16 protein-coding genes are annotated in these 18,437 nt (G+C 42.9%); 5 read left to right on the top strand and 11 right to left on the bottom strand.

Annotated features, from left to right (window positions below):
* Positions 1–89: 89 nt before the first annotated feature.
* Entirely contained in the window at positions 90–674 is a 585-nt protein-coding gene (locus G6R08_RS18055) for a YgjP-like metallopeptidase domain-containing protein (protein WP_163529950.1), read from the top strand.
* A gap of 41 nt (positions 675–715) precedes the next feature.
* Here G6R08_RS18055 and zupT read toward each other — a convergent pair whose 3' ends face one another.
* The 3 genes from zupT to G6R08_RS18040 form a co-directional block, all read right to left on the bottom strand.
* Positions 716–1,522 (bottom strand): zinc transporter ZupT, encoded by an 807-nt coding sequence (gene zupT / locus G6R08_RS18050; RefSeq protein ID WP_163529948.1) that lies wholly within the window; start codon positions 1,520–1,522, stop codon positions 716–718.
* Positions 1,523–1,694: 172 nt separating this feature from the next.
* Positions 1,695–2,831: a S1C family serine protease gene (locus G6R08_RS18045; RefSeq protein ID WP_163529946.1), complete on the bottom strand. Its 1,137-nt coding sequence runs from the start codon at positions 2,829–2,831 to the stop codon at positions 1,695–1,697.
* An 11-nt stretch (positions 2,832–2,842) separates the two neighbouring features.
* Positions 2,843–3,814: an FxLYD domain-containing protein gene (locus tag G6R08_RS18040; protein ID WP_163529944.1), complete on the bottom strand. Its 972-nt coding sequence runs from the start codon at positions 3,812–3,814 to the stop codon at positions 2,843–2,845.
* Positions 3,815–4,478: 664 nt separating this feature from the next.
* Between G6R08_RS18040 and G6R08_RS18035 the strand changes: the two genes are divergently transcribed.
* Positions 4,479–4,988 (top strand): hypothetical protein, encoded by a 510-nt coding sequence (locus G6R08_RS18035; RefSeq protein ID WP_163529942.1) that lies wholly within the window; start codon positions 4,479–4,481, stop codon positions 4,986–4,988.
* 172 nt (positions 4,989–5,160) lie between these two features.
* Positions 5,161–5,637, top strand: coding sequence for a 3D domain-containing protein (locus G6R08_RS22525; RefSeq protein WP_163529940.1), 477 nt, complete (start codon positions 5,161–5,163; stop codon positions 5,635–5,637).
* Positions 5,638–5,873: 236 nt separating this feature from the next.
* Here G6R08_RS22525 and G6R08_RS18025 read toward each other — a convergent pair whose 3' ends face one another.
* Positions 5,874–6,113, bottom strand: coding sequence for a hypothetical protein (locus G6R08_RS18025; RefSeq protein WP_240339770.1), 240 nt, complete (start codon positions 6,111–6,113; stop codon positions 5,874–5,876).
* Positions 6,114–6,308: 195 nt separating this feature from the next.
* Between G6R08_RS18025 and G6R08_RS18020 the strand changes: the two genes are divergently transcribed.
* Positions 6,309–7,547: a YeeE/YedE family protein gene (locus G6R08_RS18020; RefSeq protein WP_163529936.1), complete on the top strand. Its 1,239-nt coding sequence runs from the start codon at positions 6,309–6,311 to the stop codon at positions 7,545–7,547.
* Positions 7,548–7,694: 147 nt separating this feature from the next.
* Here the strand turns inward: G6R08_RS18020 and ppsA are convergent, their stop codons facing one another.
* The 5 genes from ppsA to G6R08_RS17995 form a co-directional block, all read right to left on the bottom strand.
* Positions 7,695–10,310, bottom strand: coding sequence for a phosphoenolpyruvate synthase (gene ppsA / locus G6R08_RS18015; RefSeq protein ID WP_163529934.1), 2,616 nt, complete (start codon positions 10,308–10,310; stop codon positions 7,695–7,697).
* 430 nt (positions 10,311–10,740) lie between these two features.
* Positions 10,741–11,139 carry a secondary thiamine-phosphate synthase enzyme YjbQ gene (locus G6R08_RS18010; RefSeq protein WP_163529932.1) on the bottom strand — a complete coding sequence of 133 codons (399 nt, stop codon included), beginning with the start codon at positions 11,137–11,139 and terminating at the stop codon, positions 10,741–10,743.
* 21 nt (positions 11,140–11,160) lie between these two features.
* Positions 11,161–12,120: a diaminopimelate epimerase gene (gene dapF / locus G6R08_RS18005; RefSeq protein WP_163529930.1), complete on the bottom strand. Its 960-nt coding sequence runs from the start codon at positions 12,118–12,120 to the stop codon at positions 11,161–11,163.
* Between the two features lie 48 nt (positions 12,121–12,168).
* Complete coding sequence (locus G6R08_RS18000) at positions 12,169–14,196, bottom strand: iron ABC transporter permease (protein WP_163529928.1); 2,028 nt, start codon at positions 14,194–14,196, stop codon at positions 12,169–12,171.
* A 145-nt stretch (positions 14,197–14,341) separates the two neighbouring features.
* Positions 14,342–15,334, bottom strand: coding sequence for an ABC transporter substrate-binding protein (locus G6R08_RS17995; RefSeq protein WP_205439438.1), 993 nt, complete (start codon positions 15,332–15,334; stop codon positions 14,342–14,344).
* A 351-nt stretch (positions 15,335–15,685) separates the two neighbouring features.
* Here G6R08_RS17995 and desB point away from each other — a divergent pair, with 351 nt between their 5' ends.
* Positions 15,686–16,741: a Delta(10) desaturase DesB gene (gene desB / locus G6R08_RS17990; RefSeq protein ID WP_163529924.1), complete on the top strand. Its 1,056-nt coding sequence runs from the start codon at positions 15,686–15,688 to the stop codon at positions 16,739–16,741.
* A gap of 98 nt (positions 16,742–16,839) precedes the next feature.
* Here the strand turns inward: desB and ilvA are convergent, their stop codons facing one another.
* Together ilvA and leuD are read right to left on the bottom strand one after the other, a co-directional pair.
* On the bottom strand, positions 16,840–17,829 hold the full coding sequence (gene ilvA / locus G6R08_RS17985) for a threonine ammonia-lyase (protein ID WP_240339836.1): 990 nt from the start codon (positions 17,827–17,829) through the stop codon (positions 16,840–16,842).
* Positions 17,830–17,849: 20 nt separating this feature from the next.
* Positions 17,850–18,437 (bottom strand): 3-isopropylmalate dehydratase small subunit, encoded by a 588-nt coding sequence (gene leuD / locus G6R08_RS17980; RefSeq protein WP_163529923.1) that lies wholly within the window; start codon positions 18,435–18,437, stop codon positions 17,850–17,852.

Below are 18,437 nucleotides of genomic sequence, written 5' to 3'. Positions count from 1 at the left end.
AGATCCTAGCGGTAAACCACTGATCTCAAGTTCAATATAGAAAAGAACAGTAATTACTTACTTCATAGATAACAAGAAAGGGGATTATTATGCCCATCATCGAAGACGAACAAAGGAAAATTGAGTATACGTTAACAACATTATCCGATGTTCATTTTATTAAAATTTATTTGGATGATTTAAATGGCGTACAGGTAACAGCACCTGCAGCGAAGCCATCGAGCAAGGTAGAAAACTTTTTACATAAAAAAACGCAATGGATGAAGGAGAAATGGCAAAAACTCCATCATGATCTTTATAAAACAGTCGAATTGGAAACTGAGCAGCCAGTTCGAATCACGTACTTAGGGCGTTCCTATCAAGTCATAATGGAAGCAGGCTCTGCGGTAAGTTTCCATTTTAGCAAAGGGAAGTTTTATTTCACATACCCTGAACAACTCGCACAGCAAGACCGGCAAAATGAACTTGAACGAGTAAAAGAAGAGTGGCTGAAAGAAAAGGCAGAGGAAAAGTTTAGCACCTTCCATAAATGGACAATCTTACCTGAGCCCGACAACCTGAGGTTAGGATATAAAGACAAGCGAACAATCTATTTAAATTGGCGATTAATTCAACGCTCCAAACATAAGATTGCCACAGTAATCGATGACTTAATCGAAGAACGAACTTACTAATAAAGCTGGGCGGAAATCAGTTTCCGCCCAGCCATTTTTGTTTATATAAATAATAATAAACTGACAGCCATTACCGCCATACCGCCCACTACACCATAGATAGACAAATGCGCTTCTCCATATTGCCGGGAAGCCGGCAGCAGTTCATCTAACGAGATAAACACCATAATACCCGCCACTCCGGCGAACAGGATACCGAATAATGTATCACTAAGAAACGGCATCAGAATTAAGTACGCAGCGATCGCCCCCACAGGTTCAGATAATCCTGACAGGAAAGATAATTTGAAAGCTTTCTTGCGATCACCTGTTGCATAATAAATCGGCACTGAAACAGCAATCCCCTCTGGAATGTTGTGAATCGCAATCGCGATCGCAATGGCAATCCCAAGCGACGGATCCTGCAAGGCAGAAGTGAACGTGGCAATTCCTTCTGGGAAATTGTGGATCGCAATAGCCAGCGCTGTGAACGTTCCCATCTTTAACAACTGCTGATTCTTAACATCAGCACGAGGTTTGGACATATCCTCTACATTTTTTGGTTCATGGGGGTTCCCCTGTTTTGGAATAGCTTTATCGATAATGGCAATGACAAGCATCCCGCCGAAGAAGCTCGCGACCGTGACCCAGCTTCCCGCTTGGACGCCTATGCTCCCGACAAGTGATTCTTTGGCTTTAAAAAAGATCTCAACCATCGATACATAGATCATGACGCCTGCTGAGAATCCCAGCGCTACCGACAGAAATCTTGTGTTGGTAGTCGATGTAAAGAAGGCCAGCACACTTCCGATTCCAGTGGCTAATCCAGCCATTAATGTTAGGCCAAACGCAAGCAATAATTCATCCATACATCCTCTCTCCTTCTAGTTAACCTAACCATAGTGTAGTGCAAAACTTTCCTTAGTGCAACTTTTTTAGTTATAGTTACATTTTATGTGTTTATAAAAGTTTCGCCACAGTTTTTTTGCAAATTAAATATAAAAAATGATCCCTTTTTATGTCAAAAGGGATCATTTCTATTTAGATTTGTTCTTCACTGCCAGAGATTATTTTCATCTGATCATTTTCGAAGCCAACTATATAATGGTACTTATATTTTTTCATTTCAACGCTGCCTGTTTTCGTTTCTTCTGCTGTAACAAAAGCTGTCACTTCCACGTTCTCCCCTTCTACAGGGTCAGCTACGATATGATCGATCTTTGCAGACAGTTTCTGGTTGTAGCTGGCACGAAACTCTTCATAAGATGTGTTGCTTTGCCACTTACTTCCTAATAACGAGTAGGCAGTCACAAAGTCACCCTGGTTTATACTATCGTAAAAGTATTGCACAACATAGGTGGCTTGATCCGCATCTGTGCTATGAACAGGAGTATTCTTCTCCCCCTTAGCCTTCAACTCAGGAAATTCGGGCAGTTCCTTCATAGGAGATTGCGACCATTTTTTCACCATGGGAAGGATATCGAGAATCGGGATACTAAACCCAATGGTTTCCTGACCAAGTTTTGCCGAATTAATGCCAATCACTTCCCCCGTTTTCCCATTTAACAGCGGACCGCCGCTATTGCCTGGTGAAATCGGCGCGGAAATTTGATAAACATTTTCATAAGTGAATGGCGCGAGTTCAAAGTTTCGGTTAAGACCGCTGATTTCCCCGGTAGTGACCGTATTTTGCAAACCAAGCGGACTCCCAAGCGCAAGCACTTCCGTCAAAAGTTCCACATCTGAGTTCGTATCAATTGGCAGAGGGGCTCGATCTTTAAGGCCAGGGACTCGAACAACCGCTACATCTGTCGTTCGGCTAATCCCAATCACTTCCCCTTTCATTTCCTTGGAATCAGCTGTGACGATGGTCACTTCTTTGGCATTAGCCACCACGTGGGCGTTTGTGATCACATCCCCTTGTTTATTATAGAGGAACCCGGACCCGATCGATCCATTTTCCAGCTCGATTTGGACAACCAATTTCTGAGATTCATAAATAATATCCTGAGTGCTCTTCGCCATGGTCTTACTGTCTTGCTTCGAGACGGGCTGACTAAGCTTGGAGCTTGCTTCAAGCTGCTTTGGGACACTGTTCTTGACGTAAACACTGCCCCCAATTCCGGCCCCTATACATAAGAGCACCACAATCAGGCTTATGAGCCATCTTCGGTCCATATGCCGTCCTCCTATTCTACGTACCACTCAACATTCGTAATGTTTACTGTTACTTCTTCTTCTTTAAGCTCATAATACATTTTCTCAAACTTGCCCTTGTCTCCTGGATTAACATACATCGGATAAACTTCAGCTGTACCCGTCTTCACAACTTCATCATCTTTATTTTTCAATTCAAATGTCACCTTAATGGAGCTGACGATTTTCGTCGCTTCACTGCCGATTTCACCGGTTACTTTGATATCTCCATACTCATCTTTAGAAGCTTTGACTTCGAGTACTTTCACTGCATGTTTTCGATTCATAAGATCCTCTTCGGCTGCTTTCTCCATGGCATGCTTAATCCGTTCTTCCTGACGCTGCTCGAAAGCTTGCTGTTCCTGTTTAACTCGATTCTTTAATTGAATCAGCTTTTCATTGTTCACGACGTACTGCAGCCCTTCATCTACCGTAGCGATTGCCTCGTTATATTGCTTGTCAGCCATGGCCGCTTCCGCTTTTTTAGCAGCAATCGAAACAATTTTTTCGTTAATTTTACTACGGGCACGAGCTGCTTCTTTCAAATCCAACCCTGACAGCGTATTTAACTTATCAGCTAACTCATCAATATTGGTCAAATGCTTTAGTTGATTGTTAATTTCACCGATTGTTATCTTTGAAGTTAGTCGTTCAACTTTAGGAATCAGCGTTACGGATAGCTGACTTTGCTCATTATAAATTTGTTTTTGAATAGTTGCTAAACTTGTTTCGGCCTCTTCCAGCCGGCTATTTTTAATATATTCCGCCACTTTATTGAGATCATTATTCATAACTAGAACAGAACGCACGCTTGTTAAATCCTGTTGAAGCGCTGTAAAATCAGGCCGTTTCTCGATTGCCTCAGATAACATCGACTCAGCCTTTTCATACTTTCCCTTTAAGGCAGCCTGTTCAGCTTCTTTTTTGATCGCAAGCGTTTCTTCATTTACATTCTTTTCATACATATATGTAAGACCAATTCCCCCTAAAGCAAGAATGAGGGTAAGAAGAGGTGCAATAATAGTCCACTTCCGCTTCCTATGCGCAGAGGGTTCGAAGTTCACGGGAATAGATGAATCTTCACACTTTAATTTTTCACCACACTGGGAGCAATAATGCGAGCCCGGGCTATTTCCACTTCCACATTCTTCACAATATTTGATGGGCCCGTCCTCCTTTTATTTCCTAAAATATAGTTAATTTTATTAGCGAACATAACAAGAACATTATATCATGATTTTCCCTATTACCGACCGCCATTTTTAGCATTTTCGACTTATATTTTTAGCTTTTTTGACAAATTAGTTGAACACACGGGCCCCTTCTTATTCCGATGCATAGGATAAACAATAGTCTTTCCTATTCAGATTCATATTTTTCGAAAGGAGTGTTCTCATTGAGCGACCGTCCAGAAAAAGTACGCCCTCAGAAAAAAACACCTAGGAAGCGCACCTCCTGCTGTGGAAAGAAACGCCGAACAGAACGATGATCTTCTATTATAAATAATCATGGACCGCTCCTGCTTAAGGAGCGGTCCATTTAGATTAAAATAAGCCATATTCCATCCGTCCCCTCATATACTAGTAATACTTCAATTTTTCTAGTAATCATTAAAAGGAGATGAAGGTAATGAATGGAGAACGATTTACAGACAGGCTAAACGGTCGGGTTCAACACTTGGACAGCGTGCTGAATCAGCCGAGGCTCGTGTTCGGCTATTTCACACACAACCTGATCATCGACCATCGTCATGAAAACATTCGAATTCACCTTAAATTCACGGTAGAAAACCTTACGCAAAATGATTTACCGATGCCAGAGTTGATCTTCACTCTCTACTCTTCCATTGAAGGTGAGTTGAATGGAGATTGTGTTGGCAAGAGTACCTCTTCCATGTCAGGTCTCAAACGATGGGGCAAAATAATCGATGATGATGGGGAAATAAGACTGCATACTCGTCAAGAAGACTCTTGCTTGCAACGGAACCAGAAAGTCAGAATCGAGCAGATGCATCTTGACCTTCCTATGGACAAGCCTGATCAAGAGTTCGTTCTTTCAGCCTTTGTCGACTTTGGCAAGAATAGTATCTATAGCAAGCCCGCTCTTAACTCGATAAAGGTTCACAAACTAGAAGAATAGAAACACCCTACACAGCCAATTTTCAATATAGTTAGCAAGTCCTTCCTGTCCATGTAAAGGATGGTTGTTTTGTAACAGAACTGCAATCATATTGTAGGACTTTTTTAATTGTTTAGTGTCCTCGCTGTTGTTATAATGCTCAAGTGACTGAAAAAGAAAGGGGGCAAAAGTCATGAGAGCATCTATCATAACGCTATCATTTCTATTTATCTATTTAATTGGTTTACCCTATATAGATCCAGCTTCTTCAGCTGTTCATGCAGATGAAGTTGCAGAAGAAGTTATTCATAAAGCCGAAACGAAAACACTCGACCTTGATAAAAAATCATCCAATCATGAACGATTTGACAAGGTGAAAAGAGTCGTTAATGTTGAGGCAACAGCTTATACAGCTAGCTGCGAAGGATGCAGCGGGACAACCTATACGGGCATCGACCTGTTTGCCAATCCTGACAAAAAAGTAATTGCCGTTGACCCCGATGTGATTCCGCTGGGCTCTAAAGTCAAAGTTCCTGGTTATGGGGTCGCTATTGCAGGAGATATTGGCGGTGCAATTGAAGGGAACCGAATTGACATCTTCATGAGCGAACTAGATGAAGCCTTACAGTTTGGACGTCAGCAAATTCAAGTAAAAATACTGGAATCCTGAGGTTGGGCACGTCGTTTTGCAAGGTAATAGCAGCTTGGGAAGAATCTTTTGCTGTTAGGGAAGAATAATGCTCGTTATGGGTCGAATCCTCAACTGCCTCGGCCGAACCTTCCAGAGTTTCGGCCGAATCTTATTCATTTAGGGGAGAATTCTATTTATTTAGGGTAGAACCCATTATCCAACCCACAAAAAAAGGCCAGCTCCTATTGAGAGCTGGCCTTACCTTTATTATCAAACTATTCCCGTGAGAAACGTGTACGCCTGGCTGCCTTATCTAGATAGAAGCTTTCCACACTATTTGTGTGAATCGCTACGCCGTCTTCTAAAAACCACCATTCTCCTTTTTCAAGCTGTTTCACAATAAATTCAGAGGTTTCCCGTTCTGTCATTTCCTCGCTTAAATCAAGATCGTGAGCAACGACCCGGTCACTTTTCAGCAAGAAAATAACATGCCATGATTTCTTACTTGTTGCCAATTTATTCACCATCCTTTATGTAACTATCCATTTCTATACCCGTTCTTTTTACAATTTAACCTTAAATTTAAAAATTATTCGCTATTTTTAATAAAAATTGATTTCGAGTTCAATAGTTTTACAAATAGGTTCAGTTATTTTATGATAATGACGATCTTAAAACAAAGTTTACAACTAGGAATAAGGAGGATTAATATGGCTACCCAATTAAAACCGTGGAATAAACAATCCACGACAATGGTTGCTCCATTAAACCCCGTGCAAAAACCGTTAGTGATTCTAGGTATTCTGGCTGCACTCCTTTTATTTATAACAATCGTTTCGATAACGACCGTTACGCAAGGAATCTTATTTATTATCGGAATCGCCTTTGGCCTTACTCTCTTATATGCTAAGTTTGGCTTTACTTCTGCCTTCCGACGATTAATGTCAGTCGGAAATGTGCAGGGATTGCAGGCCCATATGGTTATGCTCGCTGTAGCAACAACTCTATTTGCTATTATCCTCGCAACCGGTTTTAGCTTTACTGGTACGACACCTTCTGGCTATGTATCTCCTGTTGGTATCGGGATGATTGCCGGTGCGTTTATGTTTGGAATCGGCATGCAAATGGGCTCAGGCTGTGCTTCCGGTACGCTCTATACAGTTGGTGGGGGCCAATCGTCTATGGTGCTGACCTTGCTAGGCTTTATCGTAGGCTCTGTCCTTGGTGCCTACCACATCATATTTTGGCGCGAACTGCCTGCCCTCCCAGCGATTTCACTGGCCGAAAGCACAGGCCTCGGCTATTTAGGCGGCTGGGTGCTGCACCTCGCCGTATTCGCAGGTATTTATGCGATCACAGTCAAGATCGCCCGAAAAAAGACCCCGCCGCAAATGGCTCCGCTGAAGACGACTTCAGGATGGAAAAAGATTTGGCGCGGTGCTTGGCCGTTGCTCGTGGCAGCTGTTGTATTAGCTGTCCTCAACGCGATCACCCTTTCTGTACGCGGCAATCCATGGGGCATTACTTCAGCTTTCGCCCTGTGGGGATCAAAATTTCTGCAAACCTTCGGAGTAGATGTGGCCAGCTGGGGATATTGGCAAGGGAATACGGAAGCTTTAAATCAAACTGTCCTTGCTGATTCAACCAGTGTGATGAATTTCGGGATCATATTAGGTGCCTTCATTGCCGCAAGCTTCCAGGGTAATTTTAAACCAGGAAAAATCAAACCTGGAGTAGCGACCTCGTCTATACTAGGCGGAATTCTTATGGGTTATGGAGCACGTCTGGCGTTCGGCTGTAATATTGGCGCTTATTTTGGCGGCATTGCTTCCTTCAGCCTTCACGGCTGGGTCTGGGCGATTATGGCCCTGGCTGGAACATATCTGGCCTTGTTTATCCGGCCGATCTTCGGATTAAGCAACCCAAGCCCGAAAGATTCCATCTGTTAAAAAGTACTAAGTGTTCAGTACAAATTCGTTCCAACAGTAAAAAGCTGCATTTTCCAAACGGAAAATGCAGCTTTTTTATATTTGCTATTGCTTTTCAACCACCGAAAATGAATCGGAGCAATGTTACCATCTGAACGTATTCAGCAATTACAATATCTCGATATACCCTTCTGTTCCATGTACGCGAATTCGCTGCCCATCTTTTATCAGCTTGGTAGCATCTTCTACACCGACAACTGCTGGTAATCCATATTCACGTGCGATAACCGCTCCATGGGTCATCAACCCGCCAACCTCGGTTACTAACCCTTTTACAGAAACAAATAACGGTGTCCAGCTAGGGTCAGTAAAGGGGGTGACTAATATATCTTCACCTTCTAGATCAGCATCTTCCATGTTTAAGATGACACGTGCCCTTCCTTCTATAACGCCGGAAGAAACTGGCAGACCTACAATAGCTTCGGATGGGAGATTTTCTCGTTTATACTCACCTGCAATGATTTCACCATCAGATGTGAAAACACGTGGAGGAGTTAGTTTTTCATATACCTTGTACTCGTCTTTACGTTTGCTGATGATCTTATAATCCAGTTTACATGTGCTTACAACTTCGCGAAGTTCTTCAAAAGTAAGATAGTATATATCTTCTTTTTCATGAATAACATTTGCTTGAACGAGTCGTTCGGCTTCTTTTAGTAAAGATTGCTTATAAAGGAAGTAGCGATTAATCATCCCGTACTTTGGATATTCACGATAACCGATAAAATTGCGGATAAAGCTGGTCACTCGTCTTGTTTTTTCGGCTTTTTGCTTACCACCTGGTAATTGCTTCAATCGCTCTACTAACTCCTGCTCCTTGTTCAAAGCTTCCTGTCGCCCTTGCTCAAATTTCCGATTGCTAGCATTAGACTCAAAGTTTTTAATGTTACTAAGAATCATTGGGATAAGTGCAGTTGGCTTTTCGCTCCAACGAGCTTTAGTAAGATCGATCTCCCCGCTGCCTCGCATCCCGTATTTTTTGAGATAAGCATAGATAGCGTCTCGGGCTTCTTGGCCACCATTAAACTTAATCAGTTCATCCAAAACGTTACCCTCTTTTTCATGTTGTAAATAATCAATTATTTCCGGATAACGACGAATCACATCTGCGACATCCATAAGTGCCAGACCCATTTCCGATGTAATATTGTTTCGTACAGATTGAGACAGCGTGTCTGCTACGTTTTTTTCCCCTAACCATTTCTTCATTTTCTCATTAATCCAAGATGAAGCGTCCATAGCTCCCTTAATCACGAGCAAATCTTGTGGGTCAAATAATATCTTCTTTAATTGCTGGATATCTTCTAAAATAAATTTTAATAATTCCGGTCCTGATTTCGTTTGAATGTTATGTTTTAACTCTTCTAATGACGCTTCACTATTTTTAATCAAATCATGAACAATTGAAGGATCATTTTCGATTTGTTCCAGAAAACCCTCAGACGCATCTTCATTATTTTCATTGTGTCTCGGTGCTTTTTCACCATTCGGTAACGACTCTATAAAGCCTTCCCGCTCTACTATAGTCATGAGTGCGTCTTGCATAAGCGGATCGGATTGTCCCATGGCATTTAATAAATTTTCTCTGCTAACAGGTGAAGCTAGGGAAGCTGTGCAATCTACAAACAACCTTCCACCAGCTTTAGTCATAGGAGCATTAGTTGTTAACAGGAATAAAGACATTCCCAATGGTTTCATGGGCTCGGTCATCATTTGCTGATGTCCAACAGATATATAGACGTGATTTTCTTGATCATTTGTTTCAGGTATAGGGTATAGAGTCGTTATGGGACGAGTCTGGACAATATAAAACTTATCTTCAACCAAACACCATTCAATGTCCTGTGGGCAGCCAAAATAAGCCTCGATCTGTCTCCCAAGTCGTGCTAGCTGTAAAATTTGCTGGTCAGTGAGGGTTTGGGTCCTTTGCTGATCAATTTCAATCTGCTGAGCCTCTGTTCCGCCTTCTTTTTGTCCATAGATAGCCAGTTTTTTAGTTGCTATCATCTTATCTATGATTTTCTCGTCCTGCACTTTATAACAATCGGCAGATACTAGTCCAGAGACCAGTGATTCCCCAAGTCCAAAACTGGCATCAATTGATAGTTGCTTCCGGTTAGAAGTAATTGGATCAGCGGTAAATAAAATTCCTGATGCCTGTGGAAAAACCATCCTTTGAACAACAACAGATAAATGAACTTGGCTGTGATCAAATTCGTTTTTCATACGGTAAATTACCGCACGTTCCGTAAACAGGGAAGCCCAACATTTGCTGATATGCAGTAAGATTGTTTCTTTTCCGATGATATTTAAATAGGTGTCTTGTTGACCAGCAAAAGAGGCATGTGGTAAATCTTCAGCAGTCGCACTAGATCGCACTGCATAGGCATGTTCTTCGCCAAACTGGGAGAGATAATGACCAACTTCTTTCGCAACATCAGAAGGAATTTCTACTTCCATAATGAGTTGACGAATCTTCCTGCTAATTTCACAAATTTGTTCTCGCTCATCTACTTTAAGCATGGTTAGTTGATCCAATAAAGCATGATACCTTTCGTTTTGTTGGATCGCTTTTTGATATCCCACTGTTGTAACACAAAATCCTTCTGGTACTTGCACTCCTTCCATTTTTGATAATTCCCCTAAATTTAACCCCTTTCCACCAACGAGCGCTTGCTGCGTTTTTTCCATTTCATGAAAACCGAGAACTAAAGAACAACTCATCCATTATCTCTCCTCGCCATAAAATTGAGAAATCATTTGACAGGAACTCAACGCCATGATATACTTATAGTATAATAGGACACATTTATAAGAATTAAGAATACCACAGATGTGATATGATTATATCATCATGTTCGTTTGTTCGCAATATAAAAGAACCTGGCAAAACTGTCCAGGTTCTTTTTTGCGTATGAATGGAGAGCTGTTCGTACACTAAATAGCTCTCCAATTTTCAGAGGATCCATCATGACGTGGCCTAATAACCGCTTCTCTCATATAAAGTTTTTCCATTGTTTTGAGTACTGTGAACTTGGAATGTTTCCGTTCTTCTTACAAACACAAGGAGGAGCGGAACAACACCATCCCACCCACCCGCGGGGTGCAAAAAAAGCGTCAGTCCCTCACTTGAATGAAGAACTGACGCTTTTTCTTACTTCAACAATTTCAGGCTTACTTTTCTTCGCCTTGGTCCATCAAATTCACAGAAGTAAATCCCCTGCCATGTCCCTAATACCAACTCACCGTTTTCAATGATTAGGGTTTGAGCGTGACCAACGTAACTCGTTTTCATATGGGCCGCTGTATTGCCTTCCATATGTTTATCTCTTTGATCTTCCCATGGAAAAATTTCATCCCATCTTCTCAACATGTCCGTTTTTACGTCAGGGTCAGCATTTTCATTGACCGTGATGCCGGCAGTCGTATGCATGGATGATACAATAACCGCACCATCCTTAACACCTTGTTCTTTGATCCAATTGGCAATCTCCTGAGTGATGTCAACCATTTGATCATGATGATTTGTATTTACTGAGAATGTTTTCATCATTGGATTTCATCTCTCCCTCCATCAGAGTTGTGATGCAGCGTATTGCTCAAGTTGCTTATACGTAGCAATTTCCTTCTGGTAAGTTTCTGAATCTGTCTGTTTCCAAGTCATTTTTTCTAAGTCAACTTCAAGCGTTGCTCGGTACACATAGGTAGCATTCCCTTGCAGACGGATCGAATAACGTTCATTTTCTTGACGTACTACGCAATTAACGAGTCCGCCTTTATTAATGACCACAATCGGCGTGTCAAGATCGTTCCCCCCATGCAAAGTTGAGACAAGTGAGGAAGCTGACATAGCGGTTCCGCAAGCATTCGTTAACCCAACTCCTCGTTCATACGTTTGTACAAACACTTTGTTCGGCGCCAGCAGCTTCATAAAGCTGACATTAACCCCGTTTGGAAAAACGTCCGGCAGCTGATTGGCTTTTTTCCCGATCGCTGCAAATTCTTCTTCTTGGTATTCATCGACGATGGCCACAATATGTGGATTAGGTACACTTAAAGCAGTGAAACGATAGTCTTTCGACAGTGCCGGCACTTCAGCATCTATCGCTTCGTCGGCAGAAAAATTCATCGGCAAAGAATCGACAGCAAAAGAAACCGGTTCAATCGCGACCGAAAATGTATCAATTCCTGGGTAAATCGGGTCGACTTGACTTACAGCAAGCACAGCTTTGTCGGTTTCAATCTCCACCGCCTGCTTACCTGTTTCTTCTATTATATAGCGAGCCACACAGCGCAGCCCATTGCCGCACATTTCAGCCTCAGTCCCATCTGAGTTAAACATGCGCATTCGAGCCTCGGCTTTAGTGCTGTCGAGGACAAATAAGATGCCATCAGAACCGACGCCGTCCACACGATTACAAAGCAATATCGAGAGGTCATAACGGTCTTGTTCTGAAAACGAATACGCTTCAGATCGTTCATCAATTAAAATAAAATCATTACCTGATCCATGACATTTTATAAATTCAATCATACGTAAACTCCCTTTAATTTTTAACCTATCATAGCATATTTCGCACATTTATACCGAACGGCGTTTCATTAGCCATAAGAAATATGGCGCTCCGATCAAGGCCACTAAAATCCCTGAAGGAATTTCATTTGGGGCGAGCAGCGTCCGGCTTAATAAATCAGCCAATACGAGTAAGAATCCGCCGATCAACATCGTAACGGGTAACAGTTTTTGATTGGCGCTGCCGACGATCAGTCTCGCAAAGTGCGGAGCAATTAAGCCGACGAACCCGATAGAACCGACCGCCGCCACACTGCATGCTGCCAGTAACGTAGCGAGGAGGGCCATTTGGAAACGAACCGATGTCACACCAAGACCCAATCCTTTAGCCGTTTCATCGCCAAGGGACAGAACATCCAATGTTTTAATATGAACCGCTAATATCGGAATAAATAAGAGTACCGGCCAAATCAGGAATTGCAGTAATTCCGGCCATCCTCTAGCATATGTGGTTCCAGACAGCCAGGTTAAGGCAGAAGCTACGCCCATATCAGCCTGCACAACCAATATTTGAATGATCGCCGAGCCAAATGCGGATATACCAATTCCTAATAAAGCAAGTGTAGTCGGATGAAAGTTAGCTTTTGCCCCAAGAATCATGACAAACAGAAAGAACACGAAAGCCCCGACCATCGCACCAACAGGGATCCAGACTGCTGATACGCTGAATAAATACATGGTGGTCAACGCCCCAACCCCGGCTCCTGATGTAATCCCAATTACAGATGGATCAGCCAGCGGGTTTCGCAGCACCCCTTGAAAAATCAATCCGCTGACTGCGAGAATCGCCCCACTGAACAGGGCTACCATCGAGCGCGGCAACCTTAAATCCAGGATGAAATTTCGAATAAACTCGTTCGTATTTCCAAACAGGGCGTTGATCGTCAATACAGGCTCAAAGCCGAAATTGCCTGAGGCCATACTGACGAAAACCGTGATGAGAATGACTACCGACAGGGTCGGAACAATTTTTGTTAAAGAGATATTGGCTGCGGCCTTACCAGCCATAATCGTACCGTTCTCCTCCGTATTGTTGTCATTTCTCATCCGAAGGACAAGCCAAATTAACCAAGGTGATCCTACGAGAGCGGTAATCGCTCCGACCGGCAGTTCAGAGAAGGAAGGATCAATGATTCTAGCCATGACGTCAGCCAACAGTAGGACATTGCCTCCCCATATAAAGGAACCGATCAACAGCGGAATGTGAGAACGATAACCGATCAGCTTGATAATATGCGGGGCAACAAGGCCGACAAACCCGATCGGACCCACTACACTCACAGTCACAGACGTTAATAGCACAGCTGCGATAACTGTAATGAATTTGACGGAACGGACATTTTGACCTAATGCGGTCGCTACATCATCTCCAAGGGTCAGCGTATTAAGTTTTCCAGCATAGATTAGTAGTAAGAGAAGCGATACCAAAATAAACGGGGAAGAAAATTGTACACCATCCCAGTTGTTCTGCACCAAGGTGCCAGATCCCCACAGAAAGAGGCCTTGTACTTCATTTTCGTAAAAAATTTGCAGCACCGAAGTCAGGGAAGAAAATAAAAAGGTGACGATCATCCCTGCTAACACCATTCGTACAGGAGTTGCGTTCCCTGCCCCTGATAACAAGTACACGATCAGAAACGTGACGACCCCTCCGATAAAAGCGGTGATAATTCCATTTCCGAACATCGCAAACGGAAAAAAGATCGTGGACAGGACAACAGCAAAATAGGTTCCTGAATGGATGCCGAGCGTACTGCTTGAGGACAGCGGGTTTTTCGTTACGGTTTGCAGCACCACCCCTGAGACCGCAAGCGCTCCCCCCGCCAAAATACCCATCACAGCACGCGGCAGCCGCAGTATCCGAACCGTGTGATGATCTAAGTTATCCTGCGGGTTAAAGATCGCCTCTATGACTGTCCCAACTGGAATAGCCACATTTCCCTGATTAATATGGATAAACGTTAATATACACAACAAAGCAGCCCCGCCTCCAAAAGTCAGGACGCCAATCATTGTCTGTTTCATCATTTGATTCATAACATCACTACTCTCTCTTAAAAGCGGATCAAGGCGGTTAGTAAATAAAAACATAAACTATGTATATAAGCAAAAACCCGCCCTTGAACGAGAAAAGATCAAGACGGGATTTCACTTCATGAAGGTTCATTACGATCAACCTAAATTATTTTACCACAGAATCTACAATTTGTTTGGCTAGAACTTCTGCAGATAAAGGTCCGCCAAATGTCCATGTATCTCCAGGAAGCTGGTGAGTACGGCCTTCCTCTACAAAAGCTAACTCTTCCCAAACCGGGTTACCGGCCAGTTGATTGCTAAAGATGTTGTCCTCTTTCTGTACAATATAGAAGAAATGGGCATCTTGATAATTTTGTAACGTTTCGACCGTAGTTTGTGTATAGCCATAAGTCTCCAGCTTGTCTGATTCAAAGACGTTGTTCATTCCCATGTTCTTCATTACGTGAGCGACTATTGAATTGTCGGTAAACAACCGCAATGTTGGAGTGTTCTGAGCTGTAAACGCCTGGGTGATAATATAATTGATATCCGAAAGCCCTGCCTCTTCAAGTCGAGCCTGCTGTTCTTTAAACGTCTGTTTCATAGCCGTGAGAACTTCTTCGGCTTTTTCCTGTTTGTCGAGGATCTTAGCCATCTTGTTGAATTCATCGATCATATTCTGATATTGGTTTTTCGCACTTTCTTCTGAGTACGGTGCAAACATTACCGTAGGCGCGATATCTTTTAGTTGATCCGCAATTTGTTCATGACGGAATTTAACCCCGATTATTAAATCCGGATCGAGTCTGGCGATTGCTTCAAGGTTTGGCTCAGCACGTGTGCCTACATTTTTCACCTTATCACTGAAAGGAATGCCGACGTTGACCCACTGGCTATATTGGTCAAGTCCCGCAACTCCGACAGGCTCCATGCCTAAAGCCTGAAGATTTTCAGCGTACGTCCATTCTAAAACAACGACTTTCTTAGGAGTCCCTTCAATCGTCTGTTTTCCCATTGCATCCTCAATTGTTACTGAACGTGTGTCTTCCTTTGACTGAGAATCATTGCTGCTTTCCTCGCTGGAATTCTCACTTCCTCCACTACAAGCTGCCAAGACAGCTATCATCGCAAACAAACAGATTAATCCGAGTTTTTTCACCTTTTCTCCATCCTTTCTATTATAGGCCATCTTAAGAAAAAAACATGGATATATTATGGAACAAAACAGGTTATCATATATGTATCGTTAGGGTTTCCAACCTGTATCATCTTATTTCTTTCTCATGCCCAGCTAGCTAAATGATAAAGATTATCATTATCATCAATGTAATCATACCTAAGACTCACAAATGTGTCAATGCTCAATTTCTCGTTGTCTTATTAAGACTTATTATTAAGACCAGCCTATATGTTTTAATTGACACCCTATGGCTCCACTTGCTACTATTAAAGGAATTAGGATTCCGGTAGGTCTCTTAAACTCCCCGGTCTCGTAAAAAAGGAGAATTTCATGGAAGATTTTCATTCATACGGCTGGTACGCCAAGCGTATCGCTAAACATATGCCGAAGGGCGTCTTTAAACCTGCTCCGAAACGTCTGTGGGGAGGATTAGCCTATTTAGCTATTGTGATTACTGGCTTATTGCTAATTAGTCTGTTTAATTGGCACCCGCTCATCTACTTACCGATTTCACTTATTCTTGGGGCGAGTTTTGCCGGCATGGGATTCCTAGGTCACGAAATTCTGCACGGTACGGTCGTGAAAAAGCCTTGGGTTCGGGACCTCTTAGGTGCCATTGCGTTTTGGCCGCTCAGTACAGGTCCGAAACTTTGGAGGAAATGGCATAACTTAAACCATCACATTCATACACAGCACGATGAGAACGATCCCGATGCATGGCCGACACTTGAACGGTTGAGCAAAAGTAAATTGGTTCGCTGGATATACAAGCTTCCCTTATTCATTCGAGCTTTTTTTGCGTTTGCTTCCCTAGCCATTCAATTCTCTGCCCACTCCCTGAAAATGTTTTTTGCTTACATTAAGGATTTTAAACCGAAGAAGCAGCCTGAAGTTTGGCTGCAAATGATTCTCCCGTGGGTCACCTGGATTGGGCTGTTGTTCATCATCGGCTGGGAAAAGTGGTTGTTTGCCTTCTTTCTTCCACTACTGATCGCTAATTTGATCGTAATGGGCTACATTTCAACAAACCACCGTTTGAACCCACTCGTCCCTGTCAATGATCCGTTAGCGAATAGCCTGACTGTGACGGTCCCGAAATGGGTCGATTACATCCATTTTAATTTTTCATATCACACCGAACATCATTTGTTCCCAGGTATGAGTTCTAAGCACTATCCGCTGGTTAAACATCATATTAAAAAAATGTGGCCGGAGCGCTATCATGAGATGCCGATTAGCAAAGCACTGGTTGCCTTATGGAAAACACCGCGGGCTTATTTTGACAATCGAGAGTTAATTGATCCCTCACAAGGGAGCCTGTACGGATCTCTCGGGAATGGATTAAATCCAGAGCAGATTACAATTAAAAAACAGTTGGACGACTAATTACCGCCTCAATCTGGTATAACCAGGTTGAGGCTTTTTACATGAATAAAGACACCACTCAGACTTATGCTGAAGTGGTGCCTTTGACTTGGATTACCTTAAACCATTACCATTCGTTTGGCTAAAGCCAATTGCTGTACATGGGGTAATCGAGAGACATCCATATTGCCGCCACTGACGACGACACCGCACTTCTCACCGGATAGGGCTAATTTATCCGCTAACACAGCTGCGAGCGCCGCAGCACCTGCTCCTTCCACGAGTGTCTTCTCCCGCTCAAGCAAATGAACAATCGCACTGGCGATTTGCTGTTCGTTGACTGTGACAATCCCGTCCACATATTTCTTAATATAACGAAAAGTCAATGTGCCAGGCTCCTTCACGGCGATGCCATCCGCAATTGTCGACACAGTGGTCAACTTTTTAGGACCTGTTTTGTAAAAAGCATTACAGGCAGCCGACGCTTCTGAAGATTGAACCCCAATAACATTAATAGAAGGTTTCAATTGTTTCGCAGCATAAGCAATCCCTGCAATGAGCCCTCCCCCGCCAATCGGTACGACAATTGTATCAAGGTCCGGCTGTTCCTGCAGCATCTCAACGGCAACTGTTGCTTGCCCTGCCATAATGTCAACATCGTCAAATGGGTGAATAAACGTCGCCCCTGAGCGTTTTTGCTCCTCCATAGCCGCTCCATAAGCTTCTTGGAAGGATTCACCAGTGAGGACGGTTATGGCTCCATAGGCTTCGGTAGCTTGCACTTTGGCTTTTGGTGTCGCTTCCGGCATAAAGATCTTCGCCGAAATTCCGCGTTTTGCAGCAGCTAGTGCAACACCTTGTGCATGGTTGCCAGCGGAAGCTGCAATCACTCCGCACCGCGCTTCTGACTCAGTTAATTGAGCAATCTTAAAGGAAGCTCCCCTCACTTTGAACGCACCTGTTTTCTGCTGGTTCTCCATTTTCATGTACACTTGGCTTCCTGTTGACTGGTTGAAAGTTTCTGATGTTTTGAACGGTGTTTGATGGACCACATCATAGAGATGTTCCTTCGCCTCAAACACCCGTGGTAATGTTAAGAAATCCCCAATGTCTTCACTCCTCGTAAGATTTATTTTGCATGTTGTGCTTCATATCGATCAATGGCTTCTCCATAGTTGAGTGTCACCGATATTTCGTCCCAGCCATTTACTAACATATTCTTATGATAGGGCTGGATTTCAAATGACGACTTTACGCCATTTTCACTTTTTACAAACTGATCGATTAAATCCACTTCCACTTGCAATGATTCTTCCTCAGCCTGCTTTAACAATTCATTGACTTGCTCCTTCGGCAATACAATAGGAAGAATTCCGTTTTTAAAACAATTGTTATAAAAAATATCCGCAAAGCTCGGAGCGATCACCACTTTAAATCCATAATCCTGAATCGCCCATGGTGCATGCTCCCGAGAAGATCCGCATCCGAAATTTTCACCGGCCACGATCACTGTGGCCTGTTTATACTTCGGATCATTCAACGAAAAGTCCTCGCGCGGCGTTCCATCATCGTGAAATCGCCAATGATAAAATAAAAACTGTCCGAACCCTTGTCGCTCGATTCGTTTAAGAAACTGCTTTGGGATGATCTGATCTGTATCAACATTGGATCGATTAAGTGGATAGATCAGTCCCTCATGTCGTTGAAATGGTTCCAT

The sequence above is a fragment of the Halobacillus ihumii genome, assembly GCF_902726645.1.
Lineage (GTDB): Bacteria > Bacillota > Bacilli > Bacillales > Halobacillaceae > Halobacillus_A > Halobacillus_A ihumii.
Note: the sequence above shows the minus strand (reverse complement) of the source record. Positions and strands in the feature narration are given on the sequence as shown.

What these genes read in the sequence shown, in the direction of transcription:
- G6R08_RS22525 (WP_163529940.1), top strand. Translation starts at nt 5,161, where the DNA reads ATGAGAGCATCTATCATAACGCTATCATTTCTATTTATCTATTTAATT.
- dapF (WP_163529930.1), bottom strand. Translation starts at nt 12,120, where the DNA reads ATGATTGAATTTATAAAATGTCATGGATCAGGTAATGATTTTATTTTA.
- G6R08_RS18035 (WP_163529942.1), top strand. Translation starts at nt 4,479, where the DNA reads ATGAATGGAGAACGATTTACAGACAGGCTAAACGGTCGGGTTCAACAC.
- leuD (WP_163529923.1), bottom strand. Translation starts at nt 18,437, where the DNA reads ATGGAACCATTTCAACGACATGAGGGACTGATCTATCCACTTAATCGA.
- ppsA (WP_163529934.1), bottom strand. Translation starts at nt 10,310, where the DNA reads ATGAGTTGTTCTTTAGTTCTCGGTTTTCATGAAATGGAAAAAACGCAG.
- G6R08_RS18040 (WP_163529944.1), bottom strand. Translation starts at nt 3,814, where the DNA reads ATGTATGAAAAGAATGTAAATGAAGAAACGCTTGCGATCAAAAAAGAA.
- zupT (WP_163529948.1), bottom strand. Translation starts at nt 1,522, where the DNA reads ATGGATGAATTATTGCTTGCGTTTGGCCTAACATTAATGGCTGGATTA.
- desB (WP_163529924.1), top strand. Translation starts at nt 15,686, where the DNA reads ATGGAAGATTTTCATTCATACGGCTGGTACGCCAAGCGTATCGCTAAA.
- G6R08_RS18020 (WP_163529936.1), top strand. Translation starts at nt 6,309, where the DNA reads ATGGCTACCCAATTAAAACCGTGGAATAAACAATCCACGACAATGGTT.
- G6R08_RS18000 (WP_163529928.1), bottom strand. Translation starts at nt 14,196, where the DNA reads ATGAATCAAATGATGAAACAGACAATGATTGGCGTCCTGACTTTTGGA.
- G6R08_RS18055 (WP_163529950.1), top strand. Translation starts at nt 90, where the DNA reads ATGCCCATCATCGAAGACGAACAAAGGAAAATTGAGTATACGTTAACA.
- G6R08_RS18010 (WP_163529932.1), bottom strand. Translation starts at nt 11,139, where the DNA reads ATGATGAAAACATTCTCAGTAAATACAAATCATCATGATCAAATGGTT.
- G6R08_RS18045 (WP_163529946.1), bottom strand. Translation starts at nt 2,831, where the DNA reads ATGGACCGAAGATGGCTCATAAGCCTGATTGTGGTGCTCTTATGTATA.